This is a genomic window from Yokenella regensburgei ATCC 49455, from assembly GCF_000735455.1.
Classification (GTDB): domain Bacteria; phylum Pseudomonadota; class Gammaproteobacteria; order Enterobacterales; family Enterobacteriaceae; genus Yokenella; species Yokenella regensburgei.
In genome coordinates, this window is the sequence record NZ_JMPS01000008.1 from 126,836 (window position 1) to 148,600 (window position 21,765).

The 21,765-nt window shown below is 55.6% G+C and carries 20 protein-coding genes, 1 tRNA gene and 1 pseudogene; 7 read left to right on the top strand and 15 right to left on the bottom strand.

Translation table 11 applies throughout. The features are described 5' to 3' along the window. Positions 1 to 83 precede the first annotated feature (83 nt). The gene (gene ettA / locus GYRE_RS01025) at positions 84 to 1,751 is read left to right on the top strand and encodes an energy-dependent translational throttle protein EttA (RefSeq protein WP_038252272.1); all 1,668 of its coding nucleotides are present in this window, start codon (positions 84 to 86) and stop codon (positions 1,749 to 1,751) included. A 102-nt stretch (positions 1,752 to 1,853) separates the two neighbouring features. Here ettA and nadR read toward each other — a convergent pair whose 3' ends face one another. The 3 genes from nadR to serB are packed head-to-tail and all read right to left on the bottom strand — an operon-like array spanning position 1,854 to position 5,485. Continuing rightward, positions 1,854 to 3,086: a multifunctional transcriptional regulator/nicotinamide-nucleotide adenylyltransferase/ribosylnicotinamide kinase NadR gene (gene nadR, locus GYRE_RS01030; RefSeq protein WP_006817046.1), complete on the bottom strand. Its 1,233-nt coding sequence runs from the start codon at positions 3,084 to 3,086 to the stop codon at positions 1,854 to 1,856. Between the two features lie 35 nt (positions 3,087 to 3,121). Then, entirely contained in the window at positions 3,122 to 4,504 is a 1,383-nt protein-coding gene (gene radA / locus GYRE_RS01035) for a DNA repair protein RadA (RefSeq protein WP_038252276.1), read from the bottom strand. 9 nt (positions 4,505 to 4,513) lie between these two features. Beyond that, positions 4,514 to 5,485: a phosphoserine phosphatase gene (gene serB, locus GYRE_RS01040; protein WP_038252284.1), complete on the bottom strand. Its 972-nt coding sequence runs from the start codon at positions 5,483 to 5,485 to the stop codon at positions 4,514 to 4,516. Positions 5,486 to 5,589: 104 nt separating this feature from the next. On the opposite strand from serB, the gene GYRE_RS01045 reads away from it, so the two are divergent. Together GYRE_RS01045 and lplA are read left to right on the top strand one after the other, a co-directional pair. Then, positions 5,590 to 6,237: a YtjB family periplasmic protein gene (locus tag GYRE_RS01045; RefSeq protein WP_006817043.1), complete on the top strand. Its 648-nt coding sequence runs from the start codon at positions 5,590 to 5,592 to the stop codon at positions 6,235 to 6,237. Between the two features lie 35 nt (positions 6,238 to 6,272). After that, a complete protein-coding gene (gene lplA, locus GYRE_RS01050; protein WP_006817042.1) occupies positions 6,273 to 7,289 on the top strand; it encodes a lipoate--protein ligase in 1,017 nt (338 codons plus the stop codon). A gap of 58 nt (positions 7,290 to 7,347) precedes the next feature. On the opposite strand, the gene deoD is transcribed toward lplA, so the two are convergent. The 4 genes from deoD to deoC are packed head-to-tail and all read right to left on the bottom strand — an operon-like array spanning position 7,348 to position 11,561. Next, entirely contained in the window at positions 7,348 to 8,070 is a 723-nt protein-coding gene (deoD, locus tag GYRE_RS01055; RefSeq protein ID WP_006817041.1) for a purine-nucleoside phosphorylase, read from the bottom strand. Positions 8,071 to 8,126: 56 nt separating this feature from the next. Beyond that, positions 8,127 to 9,350, bottom strand: a complete 1,224-nt coding sequence (gene deoB / locus GYRE_RS01060; protein ID WP_006817040.1) for a phosphopentomutase — start codon at positions 9,348 to 9,350, stop codon at positions 8,127 to 8,129. 52 nt (positions 9,351 to 9,402) lie between these two features. After that, positions 9,403 to 10,725 carry a thymidine phosphorylase gene (deoA, locus tag GYRE_RS01065; RefSeq protein WP_081874612.1) on the bottom strand — a complete coding sequence of 441 codons (1,323 nt, stop codon included), beginning with the start codon at positions 10,723 to 10,725 and terminating at the stop codon, positions 9,403 to 9,405. A 56-nt stretch (positions 10,726 to 10,781) separates the two neighbouring features. Next, positions 10,782 to 11,561, bottom strand: a complete 780-nt coding sequence (gene deoC / locus GYRE_RS01070; protein ID WP_209319579.1) for a deoxyribose-phosphate aldolase — start codon at positions 11,559 to 11,561, stop codon at positions 10,782 to 10,784. Positions 11,562 to 11,823: 262 nt separating this feature from the next. Between deoC and GYRE_RS01075 the strand changes: the two genes are divergently transcribed. Beyond that, the gene (locus GYRE_RS01075; protein WP_038252291.1) at positions 11,824 to 13,374 is read left to right on the top strand and encodes a YjjI family glycine radical enzyme; all 1,551 of its coding nucleotides are present in this window, start codon (positions 11,824 to 11,826) and stop codon (positions 13,372 to 13,374) included. After that, a complete protein-coding gene (locus GYRE_RS01080; RefSeq protein ID WP_038252294.1) occupies positions 13,346 to 14,209 on the top strand; it encodes a YjjW family glycine radical enzyme activase in 864 nt (287 codons plus the stop codon). The genes GYRE_RS01075 and GYRE_RS01080 overlap by 29 nt, the downstream gene beginning before the upstream one ends. Before the next feature lie 5 nt (positions 14,210 to 14,214). Here GYRE_RS01080 and GYRE_RS01085 read toward each other — a convergent pair whose 3' ends face one another. The 8 genes and pseudogenes from GYRE_RS01085 to GYRE_RS01115 all read right to left on the bottom strand — a co-directional run bounded on the left by GYRE_RS01085 (position 14,215) and on the right by GYRE_RS01115 (position 20,311). Further along, a complete protein-coding gene (locus tag GYRE_RS01085; protein ID WP_038252298.1) occupies positions 14,215 to 14,991 on the bottom strand; it encodes a TatD family hydrolase in 777 nt (258 codons plus the stop codon). After that, on the bottom strand, positions 14,988 to 16,052 hold the full coding sequence (locus tag GYRE_RS01090) for a patatin-like phospholipase family protein (RefSeq protein ID WP_038252300.1): 1,065 nt from the start codon (positions 16,050 to 16,052) through the stop codon (positions 14,988 to 14,990). The genes GYRE_RS01085 and GYRE_RS01090 overlap by 4 nt, the downstream gene beginning before the upstream one ends. A 113-nt stretch (positions 16,053 to 16,165) precedes the next feature. Continuing rightward, positions 16,166 to 16,327, bottom strand: a complete 162-nt coding sequence (locus GYRE_RS23345; protein ID WP_072009023.1) for a DUF1328 domain-containing protein — start codon at positions 16,325 to 16,327, stop codon at positions 16,166 to 16,168. 131 nt (positions 16,328 to 16,458) lie between these two features. Further along, positions 16,459 to 16,833: pseudogene (locus tag GYRE_RS01095) on the bottom strand (BON domain-containing protein); the annotation flags it as partial. Positions 16,834 to 17,105: 272 nt separating this feature from the next. Beyond that, positions 17,106 to 18,695 (bottom strand): peptide chain release factor 3, encoded by a 1,590-nt coding sequence (gene prfC / locus GYRE_RS01100; protein WP_006817030.1) that lies wholly within the window; start codon positions 18,693 to 18,695, stop codon positions 17,106 to 17,108. Between the two features lie 90 nt (positions 18,696 to 18,785). After that, the gene (yjjG, locus tag GYRE_RS01105; protein ID WP_038252301.1) at positions 18,786 to 19,463 is read right to left on the bottom strand and encodes a pyrimidine 5'-nucleotidase; all 678 of its coding nucleotides are present in this window, start codon (positions 19,461 to 19,463) and stop codon (positions 18,786 to 18,788) included. A gap of 19 nt (positions 19,464 to 19,482) precedes the next feature. Further along, positions 19,483 to 19,929, bottom strand: a complete 447-nt coding sequence (gene rimI / locus GYRE_RS01110) for a ribosomal protein S18-alanine N-acetyltransferase (protein ID WP_038252307.1) — start codon at positions 19,927 to 19,929, stop codon at positions 19,483 to 19,485. Next, positions 19,898 to 20,311, bottom strand: coding sequence for a DNA polymerase III subunit psi (locus tag GYRE_RS01115; protein ID WP_038252308.1), 414 nt, complete (start codon positions 20,309 to 20,311; stop codon positions 19,898 to 19,900). The genes rimI and GYRE_RS01115 overlap by 32 nt, the downstream gene beginning before the upstream one ends. 103 nt (positions 20,312 to 20,414) lie before the next feature. Between GYRE_RS01115 and rsmC the strand changes: the two genes are divergently transcribed. Together rsmC and GYRE_RS01125 are read left to right on the top strand one after the other, a co-directional pair. After that, positions 20,415 to 21,443 carry a 16S rRNA (guanine(1207)-N(2))-methyltransferase RsmC gene (gene rsmC / locus GYRE_RS01120; protein WP_038252309.1) on the top strand — a complete coding sequence of 343 codons (1,029 nt, stop codon included), beginning with the start codon at positions 20,415 to 20,417 and terminating at the stop codon, positions 21,441 to 21,443. 162 nt (positions 21,444 to 21,605) lie between these two features. Then, a tRNA-Leu gene (locus GYRE_RS01125) sits at positions 21,606 to 21,692 on the top strand. The last annotated feature ends 73 nt before the right edge of the window (positions 21,693 to 21,765 follow it).

The following is a 21,765-nucleotide window of genomic DNA, read 5'->3' on the forward strand; positions in this document are numbered from 1 at the left end:
TTGTCGGCTGGGATTAGCGCGCGAAAAAGGCTACACTTCGCCCTTGAAAACTATTCATCACGATAAAAGAGGCGAAGTCCAACGTGGCTCAATTCGTTTATACCATGCATCGTGTCGGCAAAGTGGTTCCGCCGAAACGTCATATTCTGAAAAATATTTCGCTGAGCTTCTTCCCTGGCGCAAAAATCGGTGTACTCGGCCTGAACGGTGCGGGTAAATCCACCCTGCTGCGCATCATGGCCGGTATTGATACCGACATCGAAGGCGAAGCCCGCCCGCAGCCAGGCATCAAAATCGGCTACCTGCCGCAGGAACCTCAGCTGAACCCAGAGCATACCGTTCGTGAATCCGTAGAAGAAGCGGTTGCGGAAGTGGTAAGCGCGCTGAAAGGTCTGGACGAGGTTTACGCGAAGTACGCTGAGCCGGATGCTGATTTCGACAAGCTCGCTGCACAGCAAGGTAAGTTCGAAGAGATTATCCAGGCGCACGACGGTCACAACCTGAACGTACAGCTGGAGCGCGCGGCCGATGCCCTGCGTCTGCCAGAGTGGGATGCAAAGATCGCAACCCTGTCCGGTGGTGAGCGCCGCCGCGTCGCGCTGTGCCGTCTGCTGCTGGAAAAACCAGACATGCTGCTGCTCGACGAACCGACTAACCACCTGGATGCTGAATCCGTAGCGTGGCTGGAACGCTTCCTGCACGACTTCGAAGGCACCGTTGTGGCGATTACCCACGACCGTTACTTCCTCGATAACGTTGCTGGCTGGATCCTTGAGCTCGACCGCGGTGAAGGTATTCCGTGGGAAGGTAACTACTCCTCCTGGCTTGAGCAGAAAGATCAGCGTCTGGCGCAGGAAGCCTCTCAGGAAGCAGCTCGCCGTAAATCCATTGAGAAAGAACTGGAGTGGGTTCGTCAGGGTGCGAAAGGCCGTCAGTCCAAAGGTAAGGCGCGTCTGGCTCGCTTTGAAGAGCTTAACAACACCGAATACCAGAAACGTAACGAAACCAACGAACTGTTTATTCCACCTGGAGCACGTCTGGGCGATAAAGTCGTTGAAGTCAGCAATCTGCGTAAGTCCTACGGCGATCGCGTCCTGATCGACGATCTCAGCTTCTCGGTTCCGAAGGGGGCGATCGTTGGGATCATCGGTGCGAACGGCGCGGGTAAATCTACCCTGTTCCGTATGATGTCCGGTCAGGAACAGCCTGACAGCGGTAGCATCACCCTGGGCGAGACCGTGAAGCTGGCTTCCGTTGACCAGTTCCGTGACAGCATGGATAACAGCAAAACCGTCTGGGAAGAAGTCTCCGGCGGGCTGGATATCATGAAGATCGGCAACACCGAAATGCCAAGCCGCGCCTACGTCGGCCGCTTTAACTTTAAAGGGGTTGATCAGGGTAAACGCGTTGGCGAACTGTCCGGTGGTGAGCGCGGTCGTCTGCATCTGGCGAAACTGCTGCAGGTGGGCGGTAACGTTCTGCTGCTCGATGAACCGACCAACGACCTGGATATCGAAACCCTGCGCGCGCTGGAAAACGCCCTGCTGGAGTTCCCGGGCTGCGCGATGGTTATCTCGCACGACCGTTGGTTCCTCGACCGTATCGCGACCCACATTCTGGACTACCAGGATGAAGGTAAAGTCGAGTTCTTCGAAGGTAACTTCACCGAATACGAAGAGTACAAGAAACGCACCCTCGGCGCCGATGCGCTGGAGCCGAAGCGTATCAAGTACAAGCGTATCGCTAAGTAAATAAAACTTAATGCCGGATGGCGGCGTAACCGCCCTATCCGGCCTACGGGGTAGTGCAGAATCGTAGGCCGGATAAGCGCAGCGCCATCCGGCATGTTAGTTTTAGCCCTGCTCGCCCATCATCTCTTTCACCAACTCCACGCAGCGCAGGAATCGTCCGTCATAATCGGGCTCTTCAACGTGCGCAAAACTGATGTTGTTCTCCTGGAGCATCTCCACCAACAGCGTCTGAAACTCTTTGCGATCGACAGAACTTCCGAGACTGCGTAGTCCATCCGCCACCCACGGGGTGTTGTTTTCCAGAAGGATAACCAGATCGAAGCGATATTCGTCGATAAGCGCCTGCACAAACGGGTGCTCACGACCCTCGTACTTTTTACAAAACGCCTGAGTGGTAACGAAATCGGTATCGATAAACGCAACTTTGTTGGCGTACTTCACCGCAAAATCAATGTACTGCGCCTGGCCGAGGGCGATTTTGTCGTAATCAGAATACTGCAACGCCATTTCATCCCCGCCGAGATGCGAAAAGACGTAGTCACGGCCATATTCCCAGGCACTGGTGGTGTTGAAGATATTGGCAAGCTTGTTCACCAGCGTTGATTTACCGCTCGACTCGCCGCCCAGCACGGCAACAGTTCGCACGAAAAACGGTTTAACCTCGGTTGGGATATACTCCCAGTAACGGAACGGATTCTCACGGATCTGCCCGCCGCTGATGCTCATAAAGGTGCGCTTCGGATCGATGAGTACCGTTTCAATCCCCAGATGCTCGAGATATTGCGGTGCATCGGCCTCTTCAGAGGTGTAGATCCAGTTTGGCTCGATCCCTTTCTCCTCCAGAAACGCTTTGGTGCCGCGACTCCAGACATCCCAGCCGTGAGGATAAGGCTCCATTCCCTCTTCATTGAAGGCATGAATGCGAATGTTCTTCTGGTATTTAAACGTCTGTAGCAGCCAGCGCAGGCGGTCTGACACGGTCGGCTGCTGCGACATGGCGCTCTCTTCAAACAGCGCCCGGTCGCGGGTTTCATCGTAACCCATGATGATATGCAGCTCGTCCACCTGGCTACAGGCGCGCTGGATCAGGTAGATATGCCCGGTGTGCAGTGGATAAAACTTGCCGAACACCACGCCAACGTTCTTCTGCTGACGGGGAAACTCAAGTCCGAGGAAGCGATGCAACGCCTCCAGCTTCTGCGCGCTGGGGCTTTTGATTTTGGCATTCAGCAGCTGGCTCAGATAGCCTTTCGTCATCCCGCTGGCGTCAGCCACCTGCTGCAAAGTGCAGCCTTTCTGACGAATCGCGGTTTTCAGATAATCAAATGATGACATAGCGCTTAGTGCCTCCTGCAAAATCGAATACGTAATTATAAGTCGTCAAAGACACTTAGCGCATCCGTCAGTTTCTTCACCGGAAACACCTGCATGCCTTCCGGGACTTTTTTCGGTACGTTTGCTGCGGGAACAATCGCCCGGCGGAAACCATGTTTCGCCGCCTCAGAGATACGCTCCTGACCGCTGGGCACCGGGCGGATCTCCCCTGCCAGCCCCACTTCGCCAAAGACCACCAGATCCTGCGGCAGCGGGCGGTCACGCAGGCTCGAAACCATCGCCAGCAGCAGCGCCAGGTCAGCGCTGGTTTCTGTCACCTTCACCCCACCGACCACGTTGACGAACACGTCCTGATCCGCCATCTGCAACCCGCCGTGGCGGTGCAACACGGCAAGCAGGATGGCCAGTCGGTTTTGCTCAAGCCCCACCGCGACGCGGCGAGGATTCGCCATCATTGATTGGTCGACCAGCGCCTGAATCTCTACCAGCAGCGGTCGCGTACCTTCCCAGACCACCATCACTGAGCTACCGGAGGTGACCTCATCGCCGCGGCTAAGGAAAATCGCCGACGGGTTACTGACTTCGCGCAGCCCCTGTTCCGTCATGGCAAATACGCCAAGTTCATTCACCGCTCCAAAACGGTTTTTATGGCTACGCAGCGTACGGAAGCGGGAATCGGCATCGCCATCGAGCAGCACCGAGCAGTCGATACAGTGCTCAAGCACCTTCGGCCCCGCCAGAGAACCGTCTTTGGTTACGTGTCCCACCATCACGATGGCAACCCCACGGGTCTTCGCAAAGCGCGTCAGATAGGCCGCAGTTTCACGCACCTGGGCAACGCTGCCCGGTGAAGACTGAATATCCGCCATATGCATCACCTGGATGGAATCGATAACCATCAGCTTAGGTTGCTCTTCTTCGGCAATCTGGCAGATTTGTTCGATGCTGGTTTCCGACAGCATATTAAGGTTTGCCGTCGGCAGCCCGAGGCGGTGTGCACGCATCGCAACCTGTTGCAGCGACTCTTCACCCGTGACGTACAGCGTTTTCATCTGCTCGGCCAGTCGGCACAGCGTCTGCAGAAGCAGTGTCGATTTCCCGGCTCCAGGGTTACCGCCGATAAGAATGGCGCTGCCTGGCACAACGCCGCCGCCCAGCACACGGTCGAACTCTTTAAACCCGGTGGAAAAACGCGGCAGATCTTCGAGGCTGATGTCAGAGAGCTTCTGCACTTTTGAGCCGCCTGCGTTCCCCGCATAGCCGCTCAGCCTTTCGTTGCGCGCCACCGTTGGCGATGCGGCAATGCGCATTTCGGTGATGGTGTTCCAGGCGTGACAGGCACTACACTGCCCCTGCCAGCGCGGATAATCCGCGCCGCATTCATTACATACAAAGGCGCGTTTAGGTGCTTTTGCCACATTAACCTCTTACTTTTGATTCATGCTGCCGCTCAGGATGCAGAACACCCCCATCAGGTCGGCATGACGGATTGTGACTTCAGTCTGTTCATTCACTTTGGGTTTGGCATGATAAGCGATGCCGAGACCGGCCACTTTGATCATCGGCAGATCGTTAGCACCATCGCCAATCGCCACGGTTTGTGCGGCTGGAATTTCATACTTCTCCGCCAGACGCTTAAGGGTGTTAGCTTTGTATTGTGCATCGACGATATCGCCGATGACGTTCCCGGTCAGCTTGCCGTCGCGGATCTCAAGCTCGTTGGCCACCACCGTGGTCAGACGCAGCTTGTCGCGCAGATACTCAGCAAAGAAAGTAAAGCCACCGGAGGCAATCGCCACCTTCCAGCCCAGCGCGTCCAGCTTCAGCACCAGCTGCGTCAGCCCTGGCATCAGCGGTAGCTCATCGCGAACCTGCCGCAAAATTCCCGCATCGGCCCCTTTCAGGGTTGCCACCCGGGAGCGCAGGCTGGCGGTGAAATCCAGTTCGCCGCGCATCGCGCGTTCGGTTACTTCAGCGACCATTTCACCCGTACCGGCGAGTTTGGCTATTTCATCAATACATTCGATCTGAATCGCCGTGGAGTCCATATCCATGACCAGCAGACCAGGGCTCTTGAGATGCGGAATTTTACCCAGCGGCGCAACGTCCATTCCGGCATCATGTGCCAGACGGGTTGCGCGCGGCGTCAGCGACCCCGCAAGGCGGATCACCTGATAATCCTCCACGCTCCAGGCGGCGACAATCACCAGCGCTGCGCCTAGCTCGCGCTGCCAGGCGGTCAGACGCGTTTTATCAAGGCCGCGGCCATACAGCAGCCACCCGCTACGGCCAGCGTGGTAATCCAGCGGCATCACTTCGTCACCGCTAAGTGAGAGCGGTAAGCCCGGCCACAAGGAAACATCTTCAGAGAGATCGCACCAGGTCAAACTGTTCGGCATCACAGCTCCACGTATCATCAAACAGGTAAGGAAAATAACGCACGAGGCTACCTTGTAACCAGCGCCTATGGCAACATTAAGCGATAAATTTTCAAAGGTGAAATATGGTTCGCGCAAAACTTAAGTTTCGATTACATCGCGCAGGGATAGTTTTGATCTGCCTCGCCCTTCTGGTGGCGCTGATGCAGGGTGCCTCCTGGTTCAGTCAGAATCACCAGCGGCAACGTAATCCGCAGCTTGAAGAGCTCGCGCGCACCCTCGCCCAGCAGGTCACGGTCAATCTCGTGCCGCTGATGCGCACCGAAACGCCGGATGAAAAACGCATTACCCAAATGCTCACCCGGCTGACTAAAGGCAGCCGGATCCTCGATGCCAGCGTTTACGATGAGCAGGGCTCCCTGATTGCCCGCGCCGGTGAGAGCGTGGCGGTGCGTGACCGGCTGGCGCTGGACGGTAAAAAAGCCGGTGGTTACTTCAACCAGCAGGTGGTTGAGCCCGTACAGGGCAAGAATGAACCGCTGGGTTATCTGCGTCTGACGCTCGATACCCATACGCTGGCAACCGAAGCCGGACAGGTGGATAACACCACCAATATTTTACGCCTGATGCTGCTTTTATCCCTCGCCATCGGGGTGGTTCTGACCCGCACCCTGCTGCAGGGCAAGCGTACGCGCTGGCAACAGTCACCGTTCTTACTGACCGCAAACAAGTCAGTACCCGAAGAGGATGAGAACGACAAGAAGCAGGAGTGATAGACTAGCGGCATGTTGCAGAAAGGAAATCTATCATGTCGACACTTCGTTTGCTTATCTCCGATTCACACGATCCCTGGTTCAACCTGGCGGTGGAAGAGTGCATCTTCCGCCAGATGCCCGCCACGCAGCGCGTGCTGTTCCTTTGGCGTAACGCCGATACGGTCGTCATTGGCCGGGCGCAAAACCCGTGGAAAGAGTGCAATACCCGCCGTATGGAAGATGACAACGTACGCCTGGCGCGACGCAGCAGCGGCGGCGGCGCGGTGTTTCACGATTTGGGCAATACCTGCTTTACCTTCATGGCGGGCAAACCGGAGTATGACAAAACCATCTCCACCGCGATTGTACTGAATGCGCTGCAGGCACTTGGCGTCACGGCAGAGGCCTCCGGGCGCAACGATCTGATTGTGAAAACCGCAGAGGGGGATCGTAAAGTTTCCGGCTCGGCCTATCGCGAAACCAAAGATCGCGGTTTTCATCACGGGACCTTATTGCTGAACGCCGATCTCAGCCGGCTGGCAAACTACCTCAATCCGGATAAGAAAAAGCTGCAGGCCAAAGGAATTACTTCGGTCCGTGGAAGGGTGGCGAACCTGACGGAGCTGCTGCCGGGCATCACGCATGAGCAAATTTGTGACGCCATTCGGGAAGCGTTCTTCACCCACTACGGCGAGCGGGTTGAAGCGGAAGTTATCTCACCGGATAAAGCTCCCGACTTACCGAATTTTGCCGAAACCTTTGCCCGCCAGAGCAGCTGGGAGTGGAACTTTGGCCAGGCCCCTGCCTTCTCACACCTGCTGGATGAACGCTTCACCTGGGGTGGCGTGGAGCTGCATTTTGACGTAGAGAAAGGCCACATTACCCGTATTCAGGTATTTACCGATAGTCTGAATCCGGCCCCGCTGGAAGCGCTGGCCGACCGGTTGCAGGGCAGTCTGTATCGGGCCGATATGCTGCAGCAGGCGTGTGAAGCGCTGTTAGTGGATTTTCCGGACCAGGAGAACGAGCTGCGGGAAGTTTCAGCGTGGATGGCGAGCGCGGTGCGGTAAGTGCGGTCTGATGCCCTTACCCCAACCCTCTCCCGCAGGGAGAGGGTTGGAAAACGTATTACTCTTTATCGCCCAGCAGAACGGATTCCAGCGCGATTTTGATCATGTCATTGAAGGTGGTCTGACGCTCAGCGGCAGAAGTCTGCTCGTGAGTACGGATGTGGTCAGACACGGTGCAGATGGTCAGCGCTTTCGCACCGAACTCAGCCGCAACACCGTAGATACCGGCCGCTTCCATTTCCACGCCAAGGATGCCGTATTTTTCCATCACGTCAAACATCTCACCACCGTCCGGTGCATAGAACAGATCGGCAGAGAAGAGGTTACCGACGCGAGCGTCAACGCCCAGCGCTTTGGCTGCGTCAACCGCATTACGCACCATATCGAAGTCAGCAATCGCTGCGAAATCGTGGTCTTTGAAACGCAGACGGTTTACTTTGGAATCGGTGCAGGCACCCATGCCGATCACGACGTCGCGCAGTTTAACGTCCATGCGAACCGCGCCGCAGGAACCCACGCGAATGATTTTCTTCACGCCGAAATCGGTGATCAGCTCTTTAGTGTAGATGGAGCAGGACGGGATACCCATGCCGTGGCCCATCACGGAAATCTTGCGACCTTTATAGGTACCGGTGAAGCCCAGCATGCCGCGAACGTTGTTCACTTCACGCACGTCTTCGAGGAAAGTTTCTGCAATGTGCTTCGCACGCAGCGGGTCGCCCGGCATCAAAACAACGTCAGCGAAATCGCCCATTTCAGCATTAATGTGTGGGGTTGCCATCGTAATTTCCTTTATTTTTAATTAGATGAAGGGCGGGGTTCCTCCCGCCCAAATAATCACAGCATGTTTTTACCGTACGCCATTGGCGACGTACCGAAGTAAGTCGCTAGCGTCTGACCGATATCCGCGAAGGTTTCACGGTGGCCAAGCGAGCCCGCTTTCACTTTCGGACCGTACACCAGCACCGGAATGTGCTCACGAGTGTGGTCGGTACCGGTCCAGGTCGGGTCGCAGCCGTGGTCAGCGGTGAGGATCAGAATGTCATCTTCACCCACCAGCTCCATCAGCTCCGGCAGACGGCGGTCAAACAGCTCGAGACCGGCAGCATAGCCTGCAACGTCACGGCGATGGCCCCAGGAGGAGTCGAAGTCGACGAAGTTAGTGAAGACGATAGTCTTGTCACCGGCTTCTTTCATCTCTTTGATAGTGGCATCGAACAGCGCATCCAGACCGGTGGCTTTCACCTTTTTCGTGATACCGCAGTTCGCATAAATGTCAGCAATCTTACCGACCGAAACCACGTGACCGTCTTTTTCTTCAACCAGCTTCTGCAGCACGGTTGGCGCTGGCGGTTCAACGGCCAGATCGTGACGGTTACCGGTACGCTGGAAGTTACCCGCTTTATCACCAATAAACGGACGCGCGATGACACGGCCAATGTTGTAGCCGCCTTCGGTCAGCTCTTCACGGGCGATTTCACACAGCTCGTAGAGTTTGTCGAGGCCAAAGGTCTCTTCGTGGCAGGCAATCTGGAACACGGAGTCAGCAGAGGTGTAGAAAATCGGCTTGCCGGTTTTCATATGCTCTTCGCCGAGCTCATCCAGAATCACCGTACCGGAAGAGTGGCAGTTACCGAGGTAACCCGGCAGGTTGGCGCGTTTAACCAACTTGTCGAGCAGCTCCTGCGGGAAGCTGTTGTCATGATCGGAAAAATAGCCCCAGTCGAACAGAACCGGAACACCCGCGATTTCCCAGTGACCTGACGGGGTATCTTTACCGGAAGAGAGTTCATGCGCCCAGGCGTAAGCCCCGACCACTTCAGCGTTACCGTCCATACCGGCGGCAATTTTACCGGTAGACCCTTCGTGTGCCTTCACCAGGCCCAGACGGGTTAAATTTGGCAGGTTCAGCGGGCCTTTGCGACCGTGGTCAGCCTCACCTTTTGCACAAGCTTCTGCAATGTGGCCCATGGTATCGGAACCCACGTCACCAAAGCGATCCGCATCTTCTGTTGCACCGATGCCGAAGGAGTCCAGCACCATTATAAATGCACGTTTCATATGTTCTCCGTACCTTGTGCTTTTGTAAAAAAGCGATCAGATCAGTATACCGCTATTCGGTGATGCGACGATAGACCGTTGGTGTTTCTTTCGGTGCTTTTTCGTCAATGCTTACCGCCGCTTTCACCGCTTTCGCGGCTTCCTGCCAGCTGGTTTCATCTTTAGCATGAATGACCGCGAGTGGTCGTTGTCCATCTACATGCTCGCCCAGGCGAGCCATTTCGGTAAAGCCAACGCTGTAGTCGATGGTGTCAGAAGCCTGACGACGGCCGCCGCCCATCGACACTACCGCCATGCCAAGCGCACGCGTATCCATCGTGGAAACGAAGCCTTCAGTATCAGCGTAGACGGCTTTGCTGAGCGTCGCCGTCGGCAGATAAAGGTCGTAGTTCTCAATGAAATCGGTCGGGCCTTTTTGCGCGGCTACCATACGGCCAAAGACCTCAGCGGCTTTGCCGTTGTCGAGTACCGCCTGCAGTTTCGCACGGGCTTCAGCATCGTCTTTAGCAAGCTTGCCTGAAATCAGCATCTCCACGCACAGCGCCATGGTCACGTCGAACAGACGTGGGTTGCGATAGTCGCCGGTGAGGAACTGCACCGCTTCACGTACTTCCACCGCGTTACCGGCGCTGGAAGCCAGCACCTGATTCATATCAGTCAGAAGCGCGGTAGTCCGCACGCCGGCGCCGTTGGCCACGCCAACGATAGCTTCGGCCAATGCTTCAGAGAGTTCATAGGTCGGCATAAACGCGCCGCTGCCCACTTTGACATCCATCACCAGCGCATCCAGCCCTTCCGCCAGCTTTTTGGCGAGAATGGATGCGGTAATCAGCGGGATGGAATCGACCGTCGCGGTAATATCACGGGTGGCATAGAAACGCTTGTCTGCCGGAGCCAGAGAGCTGGTCTGGCCGATAATGGCCACACCAACATCTTTAATAATTTCGCGGAAGCGCTGATCGTTCGGGAAGATATCAAATCCCGGGATCGCTTCCAGTTTATCGAGCGTACCGCCGGTATGACCCAGGCCACGCCCGGAGATCATCGGAATATAGCCGCCGCATGCCGCCACCATCGGGCCAAGCATCAGCGAGGTCACATCCCCTACACCGCCGGTGGAGTGTTTATCCACAATCGGGCCGTTCAGATTCAAACTTTTCCAGTCAAGGACGGTTCCTGAATCTCGCATCGCCATGGTCAACGAAACACGCTCAGGCATCGACATATCGTGGAAGAAAATGGTCATCGCCAGGGCGGCAATCTGCCCTTCCGAAATGGTATTGTCGCGAATGCCGTTGATAAAGAAACGGATCTCTTCATCACTTAAGGCGTGACCATCACGTTTTTTACGAATAATTTCTTGTGCGAGAAACACGGTAACCCCCGAGGACACAGGTTAAATGCGGCGGATGAACCGCCGCAGGAAAAGAATTAGTAGCTGCTTGCGCTCTTACCGTCGCCGTGACCCAGCGCCTTCAGCAGGCTTGCCAGCAGGCTGGATGCACCAAAGCGGTAGTGGCGGGAATCGGCCCAGTCAGCGCCAAACAGTTCGTCGGCGATAGCGAGGAATTGCTGCGCGTCTTCTGCAGTACGCACGCCGCCAGCCGGTTTGAAGCCAACGGTTTTCTGCACGCCCATATCACGGATAACCTCCATCATGATGCGCGCGCTTTCCGGCGTGGCGTTAACCGGAACTTTACCGGTAGAGGTCTTGATGAAGTCTGCGCCCGCTTTGATGGAAATAGCGGAAGCCTGACGAATCAGCGCCTCTTCTTTCAGTTCGCCGGTTTCGATGATCACTTTAAGCAGCACGTTTGCCGCCGCGCAGGCTTCTTTGCAGGCTTTCACCAGGTCATAACCCACCTGCTCATTGCCGGCGATCAGTGCGCGGTATGGGAATACCACGTCGACTTCGTCAGCGCCGTAGGCGATGGCCGCGCGGGTTTCGGCCAGTGCGATATCGATGTCGTCGTTACCGTGCGGGAAGTTGGTAACGGTCGCGATGCGGATGTCCGGAGTGCCCTGCTCGTTCAGAGTCTTACGTGCAATCGGAATAAAGCGCGGATAGATACAGACCGCTGCAGTGTTACCCACCGGCGTTTTTGCCTGATGGCACAGGGCGATAACTTTCGCGTCAGTGTCATCTTCATTCAGGGTAGTCAGGTCCATCAGTTTCAACGCACGCAGGCTGCTTGCAGTTAAATCAGTCATAACATTCTCCGACGGCATAATGCCGGTTTAAATTTCACCATGCGAGTCTGTGACTATTGTAACACTGACCCGCCTTCACACTTCGACACCCATCACAGTTAATGAAAACTGCATGCAATTTTGCATAACCATAATGAGACATTAATCAAATTTTCACGCTATATCGGGACAAAAACCGGCCACTCCGCGGGTCAGGATCAACATCGCGCCGTGCGACGTTTCTTACACTGCCCTCATCGCTTAGCGCCTGAGGAAAGAAAGAATGTCCACTACCGTTGATCCTTCGTTCTCACAACGTTGCCAGCAGATTGTGACCAGCGCACGTCTGTCGCCTGAACAAAAGCGTCACTTTCTGGCGCTGGAGGCTGAAAACGCACTGCCTTACCCGATGCTGCCAGCGGAGGCCCGCGCCGCGCTGGACGAGGGGATTATCTGCGATATGTTTGAAGGCCATGCACCGTTCAAACCCCGCTACGTCCTGCCTGATTACGCGCGTTTTTTGGCTCAGGGTTCACAATGGCTGGAGCTTGCCGGGGCGGAGGATCTCGACGATGCACTATCGCTGCTGACTATCCTTTATCACCACGTACCGTCCGTAACCTCGTTACCCGTGTATCTGGGACATCTCGATAAGCTGTTGCAACCATATGTTAGAATTCTAACACAAGAAGAGATCGATATTCGAATAAAACGTTTCTGGCGCTACCTCGACAGAACCCTGCCAGATGCCTTTACGCACGTGAATATCGGGCCGGAGGATACCCCGGTCACCCGCGCTATCCTGCGGGCTGATGCAGAGCTGAAGCAGACGGCGCCGAACCTGACCTTTATCTACGACCCTGAAATCACACCGCACGATTTGCTCCTTCAGGTGGCTAAGAACATCTGTGAGTGTAGCAAACCGCACATTGCTAACGGTCCGGTGAATGATAAAATTTTCACAAAAAATCACTATGGTGTGGTGAGTTGTTACAACTCGCTGCCGCTGGCGGGCGGTGGCAGCACCCTGGTTCGTCTGAATCTGCAGCAGATTGCAGAGCGCAGTGAATCAATTGACGACTTCTTTGCCCGGGCGCTTCCGTACTACTGCCAGCAACAAATCGCAATTATTGATGCCCGCTGCGAATTCCTCTATCAGCAATCCAGGTTCTTTGAAAACAGCTTCCTCGTCAGCGAAGGGCTCATCGATCCGCAGCGCTTTGTGCCAATGTTTGGCATGTACGCGCTGGCTGAGGCCGTTAACCTGCTGTGCGAAAAAGCCGGTAACCATGCCCGCTATGGCAAGGATGAAGAGGCCAATGCGCTGGGTTACCGCATCAGCGAACAGCTGGCACGTTTTGTTGAATCCACTCCGGTGAAATACGGCTGGCAGAATCGCGCGCTGCTGCATGCGCAGTCAGGCATCAGTTCTGACGTGGGCACCACCCCGGGCGCACGTCTTCCTTACGGTGATGAACCCGATCCTATTACCCATCTGCGCACCGTCGCCCCACACCACGCGTTCTATCCGGCCGGGATCAGCGATATTCTGACCCTCGACGAAACGGTGAAACGCAACCCGCAGGCGGTGATGCAGCTCTGCCTGGGCGCTTTCGCCAGCGGCATGCGCGAGTTCAGCGCTAACGTCAGTGGCAACGATCTGGTGCGTGTGACCGGGTATATGGTGCGACTGTCGGATCTGGAGAAATACCGTGAAGAAGGATCGCGCAGCAACACCACCTGGCTTGGAGAAGAAGCCGCACGCAATACGCGGATCCTCGAGCGCCAACCACGAGTAATAAGCCATGAGCAGCAGATGCGCTTTAGTCAGTAAGGTTATCCCGTTCTCCTGTGTGGACGGGCCGGGCAGCCGCCTGGCGCTGTTCCTGCAGGGATGTAACCTGCGCTGTAAAAATTGCCACAACCCGTGGACGATGGGCCGCTGCAACGACTGCGGGGAGTGCGCCGTGCACTGCCCGCATGAAGCGCTGAGCTACCAGGCTGGCCGCGTTTACTGGCACGAAGGGGAGTGCCAGCAGTGTGATACCTGCCTGCGCCTCTGCCCGCAGCAAGCGACACCGATGGCAAAAACGATGAGCGTGGAAGAGGTCATCAGCCAGATTGCCGCCGCCGCGCCCTTTATTGAAGGGGTAACCGTCAGCGGCGGTGAAGCAACAACCCAGCTGCCGTTCATCGAGGCGCTGTTTCGTCAACTGAAGCAGACGCCAGCCCTGCAGCACCTGACCTGCCTGATTGACAGCAACGGCGAACTGAACATCAGCGGCTGGGAGAGAGTCCGCCCGGTATGCGATGGGGTAATGGTTGATCTTAAAGCCTGGGGAGGAGAGTTGCATCGCGAGCTGACCGGGCGCGACAACGGCCGGATAAAAGAGAGCATCCGCTGGCTGGCCGAACACCAGATGCTGAGCGAGCTACGGCTGCTGCTGATCCCGCAGCACAGCGACTACCTTTCTTCCATCGAGCCGCTGAGCACTTTTATTGCTGGCCTGGGCGACATACCGGTTCGCCTTAACGCCTTCCACGCCCACGGTGTCTACGGGGAGGCCGCACAGTGGCGCAGCGCCGGTCCTGACGATATCAACGCGCTTGCCAGGGCCCTTGAAGCCAGAGGCATTACTCGTCTCATCCACCCGGCGCTGTATCTGTAACGCGTTTAACGAAAGAAAAGTTGCTGCGTATTAACGAACAGGGCGTTGGCGATAACCTCTGGTGGCTCCGGGCGAAGCTCACAAAGCACCGTAAAGACATCGGCCACACGTTCAGGGCGGTTGGGCTGCCCCTGATAGCCATTGAGCGGCATGTCCGGCGCATCGGTTTCCAGCAACAGACTGTCGAGCGGGAGCACGGCCATCACTTCACGCGTTTTACTTGCCCGCGGATAGGTTATGGTGCCCCCGACGCCAATCATATAACCCAACTGAATGAATCGCTCCGCCTGTTGCAGACTGCCGGCGAAACCGTGCACCACGCCGGTACGCGGTAAATTATGCTTTTTCAGCTGCATCGCGAGCTTATCGTGGGTTCGCCTTGAATGCAGTATCACCGGCAAATCAAACTGTTTGGCCAGTCTGAGTTGAGCATCCAGCACCTGCTGCTGGCGGGAAAACTGTGGATCTTCCCGGTATAGATCGAGACCAATCTCGCCAACCGCCACCAGCTTCTCTGGCCGCGAAGCCAGCTGCGTTGCCAGCGCCTCAAGACAGGCTTCACTATGCTCTTCGATAAACATTGGGTGCAGGCCCAGTGCCGCATAGAGCGGAGGGAAATCAGCGGCGAGCCGCAGCACCCGGGCAAAGCGCGAGGAGCCGGTCGCCGGGACGATAATTCTCTCCACTCCGGCTGCTGCTGCCAACTGCAGACTCTGCGCTTCTTTACCCGTAAAAGGGGGGAAATCAAAGTGGCAATGGGTATCAATAAAACGAAAACTCACGCCAGATCCTCTTTATCGAAACTGGCATCGTTCGCCTGTGGTGCATCCACCAGCGGAATATCGTGCACATCATTGGCTACCGGAGCGGGAGGGACGACGGGCACGACAACCCGCGAACGGTGTCGGCGCAGCGGCGGCCTGTCGGTGAGCAGTTTGCCCACCGTGGCAAGGAAGTAACGTCCGCACAGGCGTCCCGTTTTATAGTCAGCCAGTAACGCGGGCTGACGACTGCCCAGCGCCATACTCAGCAGCGGTTTTGGCGGGTAAATTTCGATAATGCGCAGCTTGCCGGGCGGCTTTTCAATAAATTTCTGGATAGCGTGATAGGACGTCTCATGCTGATGCACCAGGTTCACCAACGGCTTCAGACTGCCCTCCCCAAGCCAGCGCTCCATACGCTTAAACCACTGTGGCGTATAGAAGGTCTGCGACGGTACGGTGCGGATAACCACAATCGTCTGCGCCCCATGTCGCGCGGCTTCCTGCACCGGAATGGCATCACTAACGCCGCCATCCAGATAGCTTACGCCGTCCAGCGTCGCCCCCGTTCGATAGAACCCAGGGATTGCACTGGAGGCCCGAATGACATCCAGCCAGTTATCATTGGTGGGAGAAAAATAGTTGGGCGAGTAGTCATCGCCACGGCAGGCACACATATAGAACGCCTTACCCAACGCGAACTGATCGAAGGCGTAGTCCATCGCCAGCGGCATTTTCTGCGAGGTTTCCTCAAGCAGCCAGTCAAGATCGATAAGGTTTCCTCCCCGCACGAAACGCATGGGGTCGAAAAACTGCCGCGAGGTGGTATAGCGCGAAATCACTTTGCGGGCGTAGCCCTGCTGATTACACAGATAAGCGGAGAGGTTCTGCGCACCGGCAGAAGTACCGTAATAGAGGCTAAAGGGGTTGAACTGTGCACGCATAAATTCGTCCAGTACGCCCGCGGTGAAAATCCCACGTTGACCGCCGCCCTCACACACCAGCGCCATCGGCCCGGGCTGAAAAGGTTGAACGGTTAAAGGCGCAATGGTGCCAAGTGTCACAGGAATTCGCTGCCCCACTCTCTTATCCTTATTTTATCAGTGCTCAATTCACCATAACGCAGATTACACATTCATCAAACTAATAAAGCCAGTCACAAGGACTGGCTTTATGTTACAGCAAATGACGGTCGCTACGGACGCCGACGACCCATAAACAGACTGATCAGGAACAGGATGATACCAACGATAAAGACGATTTTAGCCGCGCCTGCGGCGGTACCGGCCAGACCACCAAAGCCCAATGCGACGGCAATCAACGCAATAACCAGAAATATTATGCCCCAACGAAACATACGATTCTCCTTTACCATAGTTAATATCGACAGCAGTGATAATTGCTCAGGCTAGTCACCCACTATCGTCTTCTTGTGGTACATGCGCCCCAGGCGTAATGCCCGGGGAGCGCATTCTGAGAACAACGTTATTTAACCTTGAGCTCATTATTGACGCTTTTCACACCCTCAACCTTTTTGGTGAGTGCGACAGCGCCGTCAATCTGCGCCTGACTATCCACCATTCCGCTCAGCGTCACGACCTTGTCGTCCGTTTTCACGGAAATATCATTACTTTTAATGGTGTCGCTATCGACCAGCGCCGCTTTCACTTTGGCAGTGATGGAACTGTCATCCATGAAATTACCGACCTTGTTCATCGAGCTGTCGATTTTGTTTCCGGTGCTATCGGCTGTGGTTTCCACTTTATCCGTCATCGATTCTGCCATGGCCGAACCGCTGACCATCACGGCACCAAACATAACGGTAAGCAGGGTTTTCGATATCGTCTGTTTTTTCATTTTCATCACTCCATTCCTGGGCTCGCCGCACGCAGAAAATACGTGGCAGAGCAAAGCGTTAACGTCTCCGTTCAGTTTCAGCGGGCGATGAAAAAATTTGATGGTTTAAGACGCTACTAAAGGCCTATTACCCAGGGGATTAAACCAACAAATCTGTCATCACCATGTTAAATATAGACAACAATGATGTAACGCGTGTGGGTTTAAGAACAATCTGCACGAGGTGGGGTGGAGCGCAAAAAGACAGAGCACGGCAGTTGCCGTGCTCTGGTAGAGGATTAGTGTTCGCGAGTCTTACGGAATTTCACTTCCGGATAGCGTTCCTGCGTCAGGTTGAGGTTCACCATCGTCGGGGCGATATACGTCAGGTTGTCACCGCCATCGAGCGCCAGCTGGATCTCGTTCTTACGCTTGAACTCTTCAAATTTCTTAACGTCATCCGACTCAACCCAGCGCGCGGTTGCTACGTTCACCGATTCGTAAATCGCTTCTACGTTATATTCGCTCTTGAGTCGTGCCACGACTACGTCAAACTGCAGAACCCCAACCGCACCCACGATAAGATCGTTGTTGGCAATCGGGCGGAACACCTGCACCGCGCCCTCTTCCGAGAGCTGCACCAGTCCTTTCAGCAGCTGTTTTTGCTTCAACGGATCTTTCAGGCGAATACGGCGGAACAGTTCCGGGGCAAAGTTCGGAATACCGGTGAACTTCATCATCTCGCCCTGGGTGAAGGTATCCCCAATCTGGATGGTGCCGTGGTTGTGCAGACCGATGATATCGCCCGGGTAGGCTTCTTCCACATGGGAACGGTCGCCCGCCATAAAGGTCAGCGCGTCAGAAATCACCACGTCTTTACCAATACGCACCTGACGCAGCTTCATGCCCTTTTCATATTTCCCGGACACTACGCGCATGAACGCCACGCGGTCGCGGTGTTTCGGGTCCATATTGGCCTGAATTTTAAACACGAAACCGGTGAATTTCTCATCCTGCGCTTCTACCAGACGAGTATCGGTTTGACGCGGCATTGGCGCCGGCGCCCACTCAACGAGACCGTCCAGCATATGGTCAACACCGAAGTTGCCCAATGCAGTACCGAAGAAGACCGGCGTGATTTCGCCCGCCAGGAATAGCTCTTTATCGAATTCGTTAGAAGCACCCTGCACCAGCTCAAGCTCGTCACGCAGCTGCTGCGCCAGGTCTTCACCCACCGCCGCATCCAGATCCGGGTTGTTCAGACCTTTAACGATGCGCACTTCCTGAATGGTGTGGCCTTTACCGGTCTGATACAGATAGGTTTCATCTTTGTAGAGATGATAAACGCCCTTGAACAGCTTGCCGCAACCAATTGGCCAGGTGATTGGCGCACAGCCAATCTTCAGCTCGCGTTCAACCTCATCCAGCACTTCCATCGGATCGCGGATGTCACGGTCAAGTTTGTTCATGAAAGTCAGGATCGGCGTATCGCGCAGACGGGTTACTTCCATCAGCTTACGGGTTCGATCCTCAACGCCTTTCGCGGCGTCGATAACCATCAGACAGCAGTCAACCGCCGTCAGAGTACGGTAAGTATCTTCGGAGAAGTCTTCGTGCCCCGGGGTATCCAGCAGGTTAACCAGGCAATCGTGATACGGAAACTGCATCACGGAAGTGGTAATGGAGATACCACGCTGCTTTTCCATCTCCATCCAGTCTGATTTGGCATGCTGGCTGGAGCCACGGCCTTTTACCGTACCGGCAGTCTGAATCGCCTGTCCGAACAGCAGTACCTTTTCGGTAATCGTCGTTTTACCGGCATCCGGGTGCGAAATAATGGCAAAAGTGCGGCGTTTGGCCACCTCTTGCAGATAAGGAGACAACGTCATAATTAAAATCTTCTGTGTAAGCGCACGGCCACGGGCCGTGCACGAGAATCGAAAATGCGGCTATTTTACTCAAGTGCGGAAGACAGACAATCAATGTTTACACAGGAGCTGCTCCAGTTCATTTAATGAGTTGACGGTCCACGTCGGCTTAATATGTTCCGGCAGCACGCGTTGATGCATGTTCAGCCAGCAGGTCGCGAGCCCGGCGTTGATACCACCAAGAATATCAGACTCGGCGGTATCGCCAACCATCAGTACGCGCGAACGATCCGGGTTCCCGGCTTTCTCCAGCGCATAGTCAAAAATGCGGGAGTCCGGTTTTGCCACGCCCACTTCTTCTGAAATGATGAGCTGGTCAAAATGATCGCGAAGCCCGGTACGCTCCAGACGAATTTGCTGCAGCGAAGTAAACCCGTTGGTAATGATGCCCATTTTAACCTTGCCCTGCAGCGCATCGAGCAGCGAAACCGCCCCCGGCAGCGGCGCACAGATTTCCGCCATGGCATTCATAAAGGCGTCGTTCAGCTCGCCCGGCGGCACGCTAAGGCGCTCGGCCCAGCTGTCAAAACGGCGATGCTGTAATTGCAGCGAGGTGATGGCACCGTTCTGGTAATCGACCCACAACGGTTTATTAACAGCCTGATAGTCCTGAAAATCTTCGGCGGTAAACGTCACGCTATAGTCGAGAAACATCCGCTGCAGGCCGGTAAAAGAGTCAAACGTGAACAGCGTTTCATCGGCATCAAAGAAAATCCAGTCCCACTTCATTCGTATCACCTTCTCTGTCTTACATACTGATTGGCAGCGCCATAATAATGGCGTCTTCGCGTCCCTCTGCGCTGGGATAGTAGTTCTTGCGGATTGTCGCTTCGTTAAAACCTAAGCTTTCATACAGTGCAATGGCAGGCGCATTAGAGGCACGAACCTCCAGCCAAAGCGTCACGACGCCGCGTTTTTCCAGCTCATCAATGAGGTACTCAAGCAACGCACGTCCGAAACCGCGTCGCTGATAATCCGGGTCGACCGCAATGTTAAACAGGGTCGCTTCGTCCAGCACAATCTGGGTGATGGCAAACGCCGCCATCTCACCCTCTGCTTCAAGTTTGCAGTTGAAGTAACGCTCACCCTGATTGCTGGCAAAGGTCTTTTCACTCCACGGAAAAGCATGGGCCCGCTTCTCAATATGCCAGGCGCGGGGGAGATCAGTCGGGCTGAGGGAAGAAATCATGTTCATGTGCGCAAATTTGTTGCCATAACGCCACGCGCGCGGCGGCGCTGGCTTGTAATTCATCGTATGCAGGTGTGGTGACCTGCGCGCCCTCAAGCGGGACAGACGTCGGAGTGCCAAGCTGCCAGCTGTTCGCTTTACTGCCAGCCGGCAGCATCGCGGCTCGGTCCGGCGTCAGCTGTAGTACTTCGTCAGGCCGGAGCATTAGCGCTCGCAGGATATCGCCTACCAGCGGGGCATCCAGCGCAGGCAGCGTCTCAGCAACCATGACCAGGCGCACATGCGGCGGAACGGAAATGGCGACTTCCCCCTGCAGCGCTCCGGGGCGACGCAACGACCACTGGGTAATGCCCAGTTGCTGTAATTGCCAGTCTCGTCGGGATGTCATGACGCAATTCTCCTGTCTGTCAGGCGCGGAAATATAGCAAATTCGTCGAACTTGCGCCAACAAACCACTATAATCGCCGCCGTCATTTATAAAGGAGCCAACCATGTCCGCCTATTCTCCGGCAAGTGAAGTCTTGCTGCGTCACAGTGATGATTTCGAACAAAGCCGTATTCTGTTTGCCGGCGATATGCAGGACACACTCCCTGCGAGCTTTGAATCTGCCGCCAGCCGTGCACATACCCAGCAGTTCCACCACTGGCAGGATCTGAGTCGTCAGATGGGCGATAACGTTCGCTATAGCCTGGTCGCAGAAGCCGCTGACGTCGCCGACTGCGATACGTTCATCTATTACTGGCCGAAGAACAAGCCAGAAGCGCAGTTCCAGTTAATGAATATTCTGTCGCTGCTGCCCGTTGGCACCGATGTATTTGTGGTGGGTGAAAACCGCAGCGGCGTGCGCAGCGCCGAACAGATGCTGGCAGAGTACTGCCCGCTGAACAAGATTGACAGCGCCCGTCGCTGCGGGCTGTATCATGGCCGCCTCGAAAAACAGCCGACCTTTGATGCGAACGCATACTGGGGCGAGTACACCCACGACGCCCTGACCATCAAAACGCTGCCGGGCGTCTTCAGCCGCGACGGTCTGGACGTTGGCAGCCAGCTGCTGCTCTCCACCCTGACGCCGCACACCAAAGGCAAAGTACTGGACGTGGGCTGTGGCGCGGGCGTGTTGGCAGTATCCCTTGCCAGCCACTCGCCTAAAGTACGCCTGACGCTTTGCGATGTCGGTGCCGCAGCGGTGGAAGCCAGTAAAGCCACGCTTGCCGCGAACGGCATTGAAGGTGAAGTTCTCGCCAGCAATGTGTTCTCGGAAATCAACGGTCGTTTTGACATGATTATTTCCAACCCGCCGTTCCACGACGGTCTGCAAACCAGCCTGGATGCAGCGCAGACGCTGATCCGTGGCGCAGTGCGTCATCTCAACAGCGGCGGCGAACTGCGTATTGTGGCCAACGCCTTCCTGCCATACCCGAAAGTGCTCGACGAGACTTTTGGTTTCCACGAAGTCATCGCCCAGACCGGACGCTTTAAGGTTTATCGCGCGATCATGACGCGCCAGGCCAAGAAATAAGTCAGAAATAAAGCCGGTGCGGTTAAACGCATCGGCCCCCGCTTTCGCACGCCCATTTTTGCAGCGATCGATAACAACCTCAGCAATTAACTATTGACGCACAGCGTAAAACCACTAGAATGCGCCTCCGTGGTAACGATTCTTTCATAGAGTCGATGGTATGCGAAGGTGGCGGAATTGGTAGACGCGCTAGCTTCAGGTGTTAGTGTCCTTACGGACGTGGGGGTTCAAGTCCCCCCCCTCGCACCATAATCCACATAGATATCGCTCGCACTGTGCGAAGGTGGCGGAATTGGTAGACGCGCTAGCTTCAGGTGTTAGT

Coding starts and splice junctions, on each gene's coding strand:
- GYRE_RS23345 (WP_072009023.1), bottom strand. CDS start 16,327: ATGTTTCGTTGGGGCATAATATTTCTGGTTATTGCGTTGATTGCCGTC.
- deoD (WP_006817041.1), bottom strand. CDS start 8,070: ATGGCAACCCCACACATTAATGCTGAAATGGGCGATTTCGCTGACGTT.
- deoB (WP_006817040.1), bottom strand. CDS start 9,350: ATGAAACGTGCATTTATAATGGTGCTGGACTCCTTCGGCATCGGTGCA.
- rsmC (WP_038252309.1), top strand. CDS start 20,415: ATGTCCGCCTATTCTCCGGCAAGTGAAGTCTTGCTGCGTCACAGTGAT.
- prfC (WP_006817030.1), bottom strand. CDS start 18,695: ATGACGTTGTCTCCTTATCTGCAAGAGGTGGCCAAACGCCGCACTTTT.
- lplA (WP_006817042.1), top strand. CDS start 6,273: ATGTCGACACTTCGTTTGCTTATCTCCGATTCACACGATCCCTGGTTC.
- GYRE_RS01115 (WP_038252308.1), bottom strand. CDS start 20,311: ATGACATCCCGACGAGACTGGCAATTACAGCAACTGGGCATTACCCAG.
- GYRE_RS01075 (WP_038252291.1), top strand. CDS start 11,824: ATGTCCACTACCGTTGATCCTTCGTTCTCACAACGTTGCCAGCAGATT.
- rimI (WP_038252307.1), bottom strand. CDS start 19,929: ATGAACATGATTTCTTCCCTCAGCCCGACTGATCTCCCCCGCGCCTGG.
- GYRE_RS01045 (WP_006817043.1), top strand. CDS start 5,590: ATGGTTCGCGCAAAACTTAAGTTTCGATTACATCGCGCAGGGATAGTT.
- yjjG (WP_038252301.1), bottom strand. CDS start 19,463: ATGAAGTGGGACTGGATTTTCTTTGATGCCGATGAAACGCTGTTCACG.
- deoC (WP_209319579.1), bottom strand. CDS start 11,561: ATGACTGATTTAACTGCAAGCAGCCTGCGTGCGTTGAAACTGATGGAC.
- nadR (WP_006817046.1), bottom strand. CDS start 3,086: ATGTCATCATTTGATTATCTGAAAACCGCGATTCGTCAGAAAGGCTGC.
- serB (WP_038252284.1), bottom strand. CDS start 5,485: ATGCCGAACAGTTTGACCTGGTGCGATCTCTCTGAAGATGTTTCCTTG.
- GYRE_RS01080 (WP_038252294.1), top strand. CDS start 13,346: ATGAGCAGCAGATGCGCTTTAGTCAGTAAGGTTATCCCGTTCTCCTGT.